Annotated in this window: 13 protein-coding genes, 1 tRNA gene and 1 riboswitch; of the genes, 7 read left to right on the top strand and 7 right to left on the bottom strand. The window is 49.5% G+C overall.

Features of this window, described 5'->3' with window-relative positions; genetic code table 11:
• On the bottom strand, nucleotides 1-134 hold a 134-nt coding region (locus tag EKM70_RS02055; RefSeq protein ID WP_164506290.1), incomplete at its 3' end, for a helix-turn-helix domain-containing protein.
• A gap of 216 nt (nucleotides 135-350) precedes the next feature.
• Here EKM70_RS02055 and EKM70_RS02050 point away from each other — a divergent pair.
• Complete coding sequence (locus EKM70_RS02050; protein ID WP_057878565.1) at nucleotides 351-545, top strand: LBP_cg2779 family protein; 195 nt, start codon at nucleotides 351-353, stop codon at nucleotides 543-545.
• An 83-nt stretch (nucleotides 546-628) separates the two neighbouring features.
• On the opposite strand, the gene EKM70_RS02045 is transcribed toward EKM70_RS02050, so the two are convergent.
• From EKM70_RS02045 to EKM70_RS02030, 4 genes are all read right to left on the bottom strand, one after another.
• Nucleotides 629-1,138 carry an O-acetyl-ADP-ribose deacetylase gene (locus EKM70_RS02045; RefSeq protein ID WP_125544794.1) on the bottom strand — a complete coding sequence of 170 codons (510 nt, stop codon included), beginning with the start codon at nucleotides 1,136-1,138 and terminating at the stop codon, nucleotides 629-631.
• On the bottom strand, nucleotides 1,139-1,384 hold the full coding sequence (locus EKM70_RS02040) for a zinc ribbon domain-containing protein (protein ID WP_164506300.1): 246 nt from the start codon (nucleotides 1,382-1,384) through the stop codon (nucleotides 1,139-1,141).
• A gap of 22 nt (nucleotides 1,385-1,406) precedes the next feature.
• Nucleotides 1,407-2,570: a hypothetical protein gene (locus EKM70_RS02035; RefSeq protein WP_125544790.1), complete on the bottom strand. Its 1,164-nt coding sequence runs from the start codon at nucleotides 2,568-2,570 to the stop codon at nucleotides 1,407-1,409.
• 72 nt (nucleotides 2,571-2,642) lie between these two features.
• On the bottom strand, nucleotides 2,643-3,656 hold the full coding sequence (locus EKM70_RS02030; RefSeq protein ID WP_318531961.1) for an asparaginase: 1,014 nt from the start codon (nucleotides 3,654-3,656) through the stop codon (nucleotides 2,643-2,645).
• A 262-nt stretch (nucleotides 3,657-3,918) separates the two neighbouring features.
• A riboswitch (purine riboswitch) is annotated at nucleotides 3,919-4,017 on the top strand.
• 181 nt (nucleotides 4,018-4,198) lie between these two features.
• On the opposite strand from EKM70_RS02030, the gene EKM70_RS02025 reads away from it, so the two are divergent.
• The 5 genes from EKM70_RS02025 to EKM70_RS02005 all read left to right on the top strand — a co-directional run bounded on the left by EKM70_RS02025 (nucleotide 4,199) and on the right by EKM70_RS02005 (nucleotide 8,397).
• Entirely contained in the window at nucleotides 4,199-5,518 is a 1,320-nt protein-coding gene (locus tag EKM70_RS02025) for a nucleobase:cation symporter-2 family protein (protein WP_318531963.1), read from the top strand.
• A 253-nt stretch (nucleotides 5,519-5,771) separates the two neighbouring features.
• Nucleotides 5,772-6,668: an ABC transporter ATP-binding protein gene (locus EKM70_RS02020; protein ID WP_125544784.1), complete on the top strand. Its 897-nt coding sequence runs from the start codon at nucleotides 5,772-5,774 to the stop codon at nucleotides 6,666-6,668.
• On the top strand, nucleotides 6,661-7,881 hold the full coding sequence (locus EKM70_RS02015) for an ABC transporter permease (protein ID WP_125544782.1): 1,221 nt from the start codon (nucleotides 6,661-6,663) through the stop codon (nucleotides 7,879-7,881). Before EKM70_RS02020 ends, EKM70_RS02015 begins: the two co-directional genes overlap by 8 nt.
• 14 nt (nucleotides 7,882-7,895) lie before the next feature.
• Nucleotides 7,896-8,267 carry a hypothetical protein gene (locus tag EKM70_RS02010; RefSeq protein WP_125544780.1) on the top strand — a complete coding sequence of 124 codons (372 nt, stop codon included), beginning with the start codon at nucleotides 7,896-7,898 and terminating at the stop codon, nucleotides 8,265-8,267.
• Nucleotides 8,268-8,324: 57 nt separating this feature from the next.
• Nucleotides 8,325-8,397, top strand: a tRNA-Ala gene (locus EKM70_RS02005).
• A 377-nt stretch (nucleotides 8,398-8,774) separates the two neighbouring features.
• Here EKM70_RS02005 and EKM70_RS11630 read toward each other — a convergent pair.
• On the bottom strand, nucleotides 8,775-8,861 hold the full coding sequence (locus tag EKM70_RS11630) for a type I toxin-antitoxin system Fst family toxin (protein WP_125544800.1): 87 nt from the start codon (nucleotides 8,859-8,861) through the stop codon (nucleotides 8,775-8,777).
• 348 nt (nucleotides 8,862-9,209) lie between these two features.
• Between EKM70_RS11630 and EKM70_RS01995 the strand changes: the two genes are divergently transcribed.
• Nucleotides 9,210-9,935, top strand: a complete 726-nt coding sequence (locus tag EKM70_RS01995; protein ID WP_125544778.1) for an MIP/aquaporin family protein — start codon at nucleotides 9,210-9,212, stop codon at nucleotides 9,933-9,935.
• A gap of 44 nt (nucleotides 9,936-9,979) precedes the next feature.
• Here EKM70_RS01995 and EKM70_RS01990 read toward each other — a convergent pair whose 3' ends face one another.
• Nucleotides 9,980-10,399: a GNAT family N-acetyltransferase gene (locus tag EKM70_RS01990; protein WP_125544776.1), complete on the bottom strand. Its 420-nt coding sequence runs from the start codon at nucleotides 10,397-10,399 to the stop codon at nucleotides 9,980-9,982.
• Nucleotides 10,400-10,471: the final 72 nt, after the last annotated feature.

The following is a 10,471-nucleotide window of genomic DNA, read 5'->3' as shown; positions in this document are numbered from 1 at the left end:
CGTCTAATTTCTCGTGATACAGTTGCCTTAGAGCATCCTACTTTCTTAGCAATAAGCCGAAGGGAATATTTTAAAGTTAAACCTGTCAGTATGATTTCTCGTTCTTTTAAGGTAAGATGATGATACAGGCTCATAGTCTGAGTCCTCCTTGTAATGGTGTTGTGGTGATTCCATTTTACAAGGGCTCAGGCTATGAGTCTTCTTTTATGTTCTAATTAGCGTTGCACTTCAATTGTAAATTCGTCATGCAAAAAAAGTTCCCGATCTCGAGTCTCATCTCGCCGGTTTTTCAAAACTTTAGTATAATAAGTGTAAGCAACACACAGGACAATCATTTGGAGGGATTATTAATGAGTCAAGAATTAAGTGATCTGGCTGAAGCAATCATCGCCTACCAAAAGAAGTACGACAAGACCGATGGCGAAATGGCCTTTGGTTCCCGCATCTCTGTCGAGAAGTTCCACGCCATCAAGTCTGGGGAAGTTGACCCCAACGCCGATGAGCAAAGTTCCTTGAAACACTACATTGCCACCAAGCCTAACTAAGGCCTGCTTTTCAAAGTTCAAAGGGTCGACCAATTTCTGGTCGACCCTTTTTTAGGTTATTTGATTAAGTCACTGTGTTAACACTATGCCTGCTCCCAAGCATCGCGATAAACCTTGGCAGTCTTGGGATCAAACGCCACTAGCCGCACCCGAGTTAATGTATCGGATTGGGCTAAGACACTCGCAATCGTTTGCGTCGCAACCGTTGCGGCCGCATTCAGTGGGTAGCCGTAGACACCCGTACTAATCGACGGAAAGTCCACGGTGTGACACCCCTTTTCAACCGCTAATCGCAATGACTCACGATAACAGGATGCTAGATCCGCGGCTTCATGGTGATCGCCACCCTGCCAGACTGGTCCCGGCGTATGAATGATCCACTTGGCCGACAACTGAAAACCTGGCGTGATCCGTGCCTCACCAGTCGGACAACCATTAAACGGCACACAAGCCGCAAATAATTCCGGTCCAGCCGCACGATGAATGGCACCATCGACACCGCCCCCACCCAACAAGGTTGTATTCGCAGCATTGACGATTGCATCCACGTGACTCTGCGTGATATCGCCTTGAATTACTTCAAACTCTGCCATTTACTTCGACTCCTTCGACCACGGCCAGTGCCACCGATGTTTGGTGGGCGTGTCCCCCTGCCGATCGTGTACCCGCTTCATGCCCTCACGATAAGGGTTACTGTAGAGGGCATTTAGATTCAGCTTCTTGGGTGCTGGTTTGGCTGACCGAAAGACACTGAGATCCGTCTGACACTGCGGACAGGTCTCATCATCTGCCGTCACCGGTGCCCCACAATGGGGACAGAACTTTAATTCCTCTGCCATACCCTTGGCCTCCTTGGGTTGTTTACAAATCGCCTTCGATACGTAACTGTTGCTCGACAAGGTAGGCATCGAGATAGCCAAATGCAATCTCATCAACGTCCCCAATCTTGAAGACTTGGCCCACCTGGTCTAATTGGTTATCCGCCACGGTATGGAAGATAAACCGTTCGCCACCAACCTGGCTAGGATACCCCAAACAGTGCTCACCATCACGGAGTTTAAGCCGGATGATCGTCCGGAATGTTGCGGCCTGATTCAATCGCGCACTGAATTGGTCATCAGTGGGGTCGAAGAGCCGTTCGGCATTGAGGACTGGCTGATTACCATGTTGACGGGCTTGGTTGAGCAAGGAGAACAAGCGCATCGTTTGAAGATAGTCCGAGACCAGCACGATGCTGTGAAGCTCGCTCAACCGCATGACCGTATAGCCTCCGAAGAGGCCCGTCATATCGATTAAGTTCATCACCACCGCATCGGCAGTCACCGTGTTAATCCGACCCACGAAGAACAAGTCCTGGTCGTGCTCTGGAACCAGGGCAACTAAAAGATCTTTGCCCGCCAGTTGCTTCAAAGTCCCGGGAATCAGATCCGTTTCGGTCACCTCGACGGGTTCGACGTGCGTCAACTCTTGCAGTCGTGGTGCCGCAACCGTCTGGAGGCTGAGCTCTTGTCCTTGAAACTCGATGACTTCAATCTCATCGGGTGTCAGGGTCAGCTCAGGCTGGTCGGTATAATCAAATTTATTGAGTAGTTGAACGGTGATCTGATCGGCAGCAACGCTGGTGACCAGCCCTTCATAGAAGTGGTCGTCCTGGGACAGGACCAGCATGACAACCAGGTGATCAACCCAGGCATGACTGAGAACTTGTCGCCGCAAGTCACGGCGCTCGTCGAAGGTCATGCTAAGGCCACTCGCCTGGATAAAGTTCTGGTCCTTGGCTGTCTGAATCCGGAAGGCCATGTTATCCAAATCATCACTGGAAAATTCCACTTCATCGATTGCGGGTAGCGCCAGGAAAACAGCCCCATCGGGCACCCCGTAATCATCATAGGTCGCCAGAATGATGCCAGTCGACGAAACCGTCGTCACATACCCGGTGTAAACGACTTCTTGGTTAGCTTGGTACACGTTAACTAACAGTTTCTGCGCCAAGGCGCGATTTAAATCATTTACAATAGAATTCATGATGACGACCCCCTTTATTTTTCGTTATCTGAAAAGCTTAGCATAGTCCTCCGTAAATAGCTCGTCTCGTGTTTATGAAACGGCGGTACTCATGAAGTTTGCCAAGTGTTCACCAGTAAAGCCGGCGCTTAACGCTACCAGGAGCTTGATGCGCGCCTTTTGGCCATTTAAGCCCTGGCACAGCATCAAGCCCATCTTACGCAGTTCGATGCCGCCCCCTTGGTAGTCATAGATATCTTCGGCGAAGCCATTATAACACCGTGACACCAAAACGATCGGAATCCCACGGTCCAGCAGGCGTTGCAGGGCTGGTAAGGTAACTGGCGGTAAATTCCCCGCGCCCAGACCTTCAATTACTAACCCTTTCGTGGCGTCCGTGTTCAACGCATCGAAGAGCGTCGCATCCATCCCCGCATAGGCTTTCAGCAGATAGACGTGATCAACGACATGGTCGATGTCAGAATTAGCTTGCCGAATGAGCTGCTGGAAGTAAGCAGGACGGCCTTTAGCCACGATCCCAATCGGACCAAACGTCGGCGTTCTAAACGTGGACACGTTGGTTGTGTGGGTCTTGGTCACGTAGCGGGCAGTATGAATCTCATCATTCATGACCACCATGACCCCATTTCCTCGTGAGGAGTCGTCTGCGGCCACTTCGATGGCAGCCCGGAAATTATACAGACCATCGGTTCCAACCTCGTTAGAGGACCGCATAGCTCCTGTCACCACGACAGGAATCGTACTGGGGAGCGTCAGGTCGAGAAAGTACGCCGTTTCTTCCAACGTATCCGTCCCGTGGGTAATCACGACCCCATCGATACCCTCAGCCTCCGCAGCCACGATGCGTTGCTTAATCTTTAGCATTTCGACCGGCGTCATGTGCGGCGATGGCAGGTTAAACATTTCGTCCGTCACCAGGTGAACTCGCCCCGCCAGAATCGTTTCTTGCTGGGCAATGGGATTCTCGCTATTGGGAACAACCTCCCCTTGTTCGTTTTGGGACATCGAGATGGTACCGCCCGTATGGATAGCCAGGATATTCTTCACAACCGTCAACTTCCTTTCAAAAAATATTTCTACCCACATTGTACCCTATTTGCGGTAGAATTTAGTTAGAATTAGGAGAGGATGACTGGAGATTGCCGAAAAAAGATGAAAACGCTAACCCCAACCGCCCGGGGGTTCAAATTCACGCCAAACGTTATAGTTCCTCGGGAGGTCTCGCCGATTGGGGACCCTTGATGACCTGGTTTAAAAGCCTTTGGCGCAAAGTATGGCACCGGCATTAGAAATTGCGTCGTGGTGTTGTTTTTTATTTTTTCTCGTGGTAAAGTAATCAACATTCCATTAATTTAAAATAGTGATTGCCTATATAATGCCAAGATAAGGTTGGCGAGTTTCTACCCAGAACCGTAAATTCTGGACTATAAGCAAATTGAGGACGAAACTCTTTTTGCCGATGAAGAGTCTTCGTCGGTCGAGTTTCCATTGCCCCCTTTTTGCGAAGGGGGCTTTTTGTTTGCCATCCCTTGGCTTTGTATGGACGTCACGAGAAGGAGGAAACTTTCTTGCAGTCCACAAATTCCACAACACCAGCGTCGTCATCCTCAAACGGTCAGTCCCTTTCCATTTGGAAAGCCGCTATCTTAGGCTTCCAACACCTACTAGCCATGTATTCTGGTGACGTCTTGGTTCCCTTACTTATCGGGGGCGCACTCCACTTCAATGCCATGCAAATGGCCTACCTGATTAGTGCGGACATCTTCATGTGTGGGGTTGCAACCCTTCTCCAATTGAAGCGAACGCGACTCACTGGGATCGGCCTACCTGTCGTTCTCGGCTGTGCCGTTCAAGCGGTCACTCCCCTGAGTGCCATTGGGACCCATTACGGCGTGGGCGCCATGTACGGTGCCATCATCAGTGCCGGGGTCTTTGTCTTTCTGAGTGCCGGTTGGTTTTCAAAGATTAAGCACCTCTTCCCACCGGTGGTCACGGGATCTCTGATTACCATCATTGGTTTCACCTTAATTCCCGTTGGCTTTCAAGACCTCGGTGGTGGAAACGTCGCTGCTAAGAACTTTGGCGATCCCAAGTTCCTTTTGATTGGTTTTCTCACGATGGCCATTATCCTCGGCTTAAGCGTCTTTGCGAAGGGCTTCATGAAGTCACTGGCCATTCTAGCAGGCATCCTCATTGGCACGGTCATTGCTGGTGCCATGGGCATGGTTTCCCTCTCCGCTGTGGGTCAGGCCAGCTGGTTCCACCTCCCACAATTCTTCTACTTCGGCACGCCCAAGTTCGAGTGGTCCTCAATTCTCACCATGATCTTGGTCTCTTTGACCACGATGGTTGAATCGACCGGTGTCTTCTTTGCCCTCGCAGAAATCACCGGCAAGAAGCTCGAAGAAGCCGATTTAAAACGGGGCTACCGAGCCGAAGGGATCGCCGTCATCCTGGGCGGACTGTTCAACACCTTCCCTTACTCTACGTTCTCCGAAAACGTCGGCGTGGTCCAATTGTCCGGTGTTAAGACGCGTCAGCCAATTTACTTCTCTGCCTTATTCTTAATTCTCTTAGGCTTATTGCCAAAGATCGGGGCCTTAGCCACGGTCATCCCCGATCCCGTTCTGGGTGGGGCTATGATCGTCATGTTCGGAATGGTTGGCGTCCAAGGAATCCGGATGCTCCAGCAAGTCGACTTCAAGGATAACAATAATCTTTTGGTCTCTGCCATTTCCATTGGCCTGGGACTGGGTGTGACGGTCTACCCTCAAATCTTCCAAGCCCTCCCCCAATCTCTCCAAATTATTATGAACAATGGCGTTGTCATTGGGAGCTTCTCAGCGGTCATTCTAAATGTTCTCTTCAACATGACTCCCCGCCGTGAGACTAGCACGGCGCAAGCACAGTTGAACACCACGGCACAAGGTGAGTCACAACCTCACTAAAACCGACATTGATAGCCACCCAACCTCACGGAAGATTCGTGGGGTTGGGTGGTTTTGCGATAAGCACAGACTATCTCCCATTTAATTGCATGCCCACTATCAGAGATCTGGCTCACCACCTTAAAATAGTAATGCCACTTTATAAAATGGGTATTAGCTAGTCTTAACTACTAGTTGTCCTGATCCGATTTTTTGGCGTGTTCCCGATCGTTCGCGTATAATGAGAACATCACCTATGAGGGGAGCTCAACCGATGCTCAGCATTCAACATATCAGTAAACACTTCGGCACCGTCCACGCACTCAACGATGTTAGTTTTGACGTGCCTGACGGCCAGATTTTAGGACTGATTGGTCAAAACGGGGCGGGAAAATCCACCACGTTTCATAGTATTTTGAACTTTATTACTTATGACGGCACGATTACGTGGCAGGGACATCCCCTGTCCGCTAACGACTTTGATACGATTGGCTATCTGCCAGAGGAACGAAGCCTAATGCCTAAGCTAACCATCGAACAACAAGTCGTCTATCTGGCCCGACTCAAGGGACAATCGGCCAAGGAAACCCGGGCCCATATCGATGAATGGCTTCAGCGTTTTGCCGTCAAAGGCACCCGTAAGAGTCGAATCAAGGATCTCTCTAAAGGAAACCAGCAGAAAGTTCAACTTATCTGCACCCTAATCCATCATCCCAAACTATTGATTCTGGATGAACCCTTTAGTGGTCTCGATCCCGTCAATGCCGATCTCCTTAAGCAAGCCGTTCTGACGGCGCGCGACGAGGGCGCGGCGATTATCTTCTCCAGCCACGACATGGAACACGTGACTGCCCTGTGTGACCAGCTGGTCATGCTGCGTAAGGGCGATGTCGTCTTACATGGGACGCTGACAGAAGTTCGGAATCAATTTGGTAAGACGGAACTCTACGTAACGACCGACTGGACGCCAGACCGGCTCCAAGCACTGCCGGGCGTTGCCGCCGTTACTGTTCGACAACCACGGCAGTACCTCTTACAACTCAACGATCCCGCCGCTGGGCCCGCAATCTTTGAAGCTCTGACCGAGGGGCACTACATCGAGGAATTCAGTCAACAACCACCGACCCTCGATGAAATTTTCCGCTTGAAAGTAGGTGAAGACCATGCATAAAACCTGGATCGTCACCTTTGAAACCTATCTGCGTCAGATCAAGTCGTGGAGTTTTCTCTTCATGATTCTCGGTCCCTTTCTGATGATCGGCTTAACCATCGGCATCAGCTACATCAGTGCCAACAGTGCTTCTAGTAGCCGTGAAGTCGCTGTCATCAGTGAATCACAACCGTTACGCCAGGCCTTTATCAAGCAAAACGATGGTTTGAATACCAAGATCACCACGGTTAAGGCCGCCAAAGCAGCTCTGAAAAAAGACCACCTGGCGGGCTACCTGGTGTTAAGCACCGTCAATCAACAGTTCAAGGCCGATTACCACGGCAGTGACAGCATGGGAAGTAGCCTGCGGGCCCAAACTCAGAACTTCTTGGCCACCAACCAACAAGCTGCCAATTATCAACAAGCTAACCTGTCCGCTAAGCAACGGCAGGCGCTGGCTCGAACCCCGGCCCTCACGCAACACATTGCCAAGAAGGCCGGAGCCGCCAATATCGCCAAGAAGGTTTCGTTCTGGTTGCTAGTCACCATGATCTACATCATCTTAATCACGTATTCTTCGATCGCCGCCCAAGAAATTGCCTCCGAAAAGGGAACCAAGATTATGGAAATCATTTTCTCCAGTACGACCGCAACCAGCTACTTCATTGGCAAGATCACGGGAATTCTCCTGGTGATTCTGACTCAGATTGTGGTCTACCTCCTCGGGGGTTGGGCCGGCTACCAATTTGCCATCAACAGCACCAAATTAAAGCCACTCATCACCGAATATCATTCACTAATCAACGCGGTCATTCACAACTTAGTCAATGTGAACCTCGTCTACCTACTGCTCGGCGTGGTCATCTACACCGTTCTGGCAGCCTACAGTGGCGCCATTGTTGCCAAAGCAGAGGATGCCTCGAAAGCGGCTCAACCGGTCGTCATGTTAGGGATGCTAGGTTTCTTCCTCACCTTCCCATTCCAAAGCAACCTCGATGCGGTCTTCGTTAAAATTATGTCGTACGTGCCTTTCTTCTCATCCTATTTCATGCCTATGCGTATCATCAATGGCACCGCAAGTGGTCTGGAGCAAGGCCTCTCACTCGCAATTCTCTTAGCAGCAATTGGTCTGTTTGCCTGGTACATCGGCAGTCAGTACCAACGTCTAATGTTACAAACTGATTCAAAAAGTATTTGGCAACAGTGGCTTCACGGCTGGCGCCATCAAGATTAAGAAAGGAAATGGGCATGTCTGAGCAGGAACGTTATTATCAACCGAAGAATACCACGGACGCGTTGAAGGAAGTGCAACGTCTCTTCAACAGCTACCGGAGTGCCCCATTGACGCAGGAACTTCTCACGTATCACGAAGGCCTGGTCCAACGCCTGACCACCGACCTCCGCGAGGCTGCTCAGGCTGAACACCGTGCAGATCTGGTGACCGCTACCGATGACATGGCTCAAGCCATGCGTGGCTGGACCACCGTCCGCTTAGCCGGTAAGCCTTACGTTGGCCGCCTGCGGCACTTTAAGTTTGTCGCCGACGCCACCGGTCCAAAGTTCAAACGCAACGTCATCAAGACCCATGGTACTGGTGGCCACCGTAGTAGTCGTCACTAGACACCACTTACCCATTAACAAATTGTGACAACGTGCTATAATTAATGGGTAAGTTTCGGGCCCTTAGCTCAGCTGGGAGAGCGCCTGCTTCGCATGCAGGAGGTCGTCGGTTCAAATCCGGTAGGGTCCATTGAATGAGTTTCAGAGATTAAAATATAGCTCATGAACACCGGTATTAAGGCATTCTTGAATTTATCAATTTTCACTGGTAATCGTAATATAGTAACTAATGGCAACCTTTTTGGTAACCTGCATGCAAAATTTCATACAGGGGCGGTGAAAACTGTTGGCTTAATCGCCAGCAGTTTTTATTTACTGACATCTCCAGTTACGAAAACCTATCGCAAATGATATATAGCAATTGTGATATATCGCAGTTGTGATATACTGAAGTTACAAAAAGGTTTTGGAACATTGAGTTCACCAAAGGCCCTGACTATGTGGCGTAGTCAGAGCCTTTTTTGTACGTCTATGTAAATAAACGGGTGGGTTAGAGGTCACCTAGAGCTACCTATGTCGCCTACGTTCTAACCAGTCCGTAAATAAGGCAACTAGGACGCCAACAACAAGTGGCGAAAAAAGATTTTGAAACATGAGAGCTCACCTCCCCACTGTTGCTAGTGTGGGTTAGGCAACTACTAATTATGATTGAATCTCCTTTGAATTACCACGGTTCACCTTTACAAATATTTTGACCAAATTATTAGAGATATACTTATATAGTAGCCAACTGATGAGAGAACACACCATAACTTTTCCGTATACCTTAGGCATCGGAATGCAATTTTCCATAACTTTCATTTTAATAGCAGAAAATTGAAACTTATCGTGAAAGCCACTCGTGATAAGCGTATGATAGGAGATACTACTGTTTTTTGATAGCCAACTATGGTCATCGAAAAGTAGCAGTCGCCTATCTTATACTTATGTGGAGTTGAATCTATGCATTATTCATTATTCATTCGGTGTCTGGCCGAATTTATTGGGACGGCCATCATGGTTGCCCTCGGTAACGGTTCCGTTGCCAACGTTGAACTCAAAGGAACCAAGGGTTATCACGGCAGTTGGCTGTTAATCGGTTGGGGATACGGAATTGGGGTCATGATCCCCGCCTTGATGTTCGGAACCATTTCCGGAGCACAAATTAATCCGGCCATGACGATTGCCTCGGCCGTGGTTGGCAACTTTCCCTGGCAGGAAGTCCTGCCCTACATCGTGGCGCAGTTGCTCGGAGCCATATTTGGGCAGTTAGCGATTGTTCTTGCCTACAAACCCTACTACGATGAAACTACTGATGCGGAAGCCATCCTGGGAACCTTTTCCACAATTGATGCGGCTGGCAGCAAGTTGAATGGGTTTATCAACGAATTCCTCGGGACGTTCATTCTGGTTCTGGGTGCTGTGGCGATGACCGCTGACAAGTTAGACCCCCGTGCCGACTTCATTGGTCTGGGTTTTCTAGTTATGTGTCTGGTGGTCTCCTTAGGTGGCCCCACTGGTCCCGCGTTGAACCCGGCTCGTGACTTAGGTCCCCGCCTACTCCACGCTATCTGGCCATTCGCCCACAAAGGAAGTTCGCAATTTTCCTACAGTTGGGTTCCCGTGGTCGCCCCGATTGCGGGTGCAGTCTGTGCAACACTGCTTTGGCAGGTCTTTTTAACGAAATAAAGTAAAACACGCTAACCAATTGGTCAGCGTGTTTTTTCTATAGTTTAAACCGTCCAGTCGGCAGGATCCAAGTGCTGTGGATTCTTCACATAGCCGCGAGAATCTTTGGTAAAGCCAATCTTGGCGTAGAAATCCTTGGCATACAACGAAGCCAATAACACCGTGTGAAGTGTTTGACCTAATTGGTCCTGCACCATCCCCAACAAATGCCGGGCAATCCCTTGATGGCGGTAATCGGCATCGACTGCCAGGTCCGCAATGTAAATGACATCCGCGTAATCCGTCAATCCCCGAACGTAACCAACCACCTTGTCGCCGTCCCAAGCTGTATATAAGAAATCAGCATGGTCCAACATTCCTTGGAGTTTCTGATCATCGTTGATTTGACGATGAAGTTCTGTCCGAACCAAAAGATCCTTGAAATTTGCAGCATCTAACTTGGCATCCATTTGATAAGTTATCATGTAATCGCCCTTTCTGATTGCTTAACTAACTCTCAGTATAAGCGGGTCACATGAAAGATGAAGAGACAGTTA

This window comes from Levilactobacillus lindianensis (assembly GCF_003946095.1).
Lineage (GTDB): Bacteria > Bacillota > Bacilli > Lactobacillales > Lactobacillaceae > Levilactobacillus > Levilactobacillus lindianensis.
Note: the sequence above shows the minus strand (reverse complement) of the source record. Positions and strands in the feature narration are given on the sequence as shown.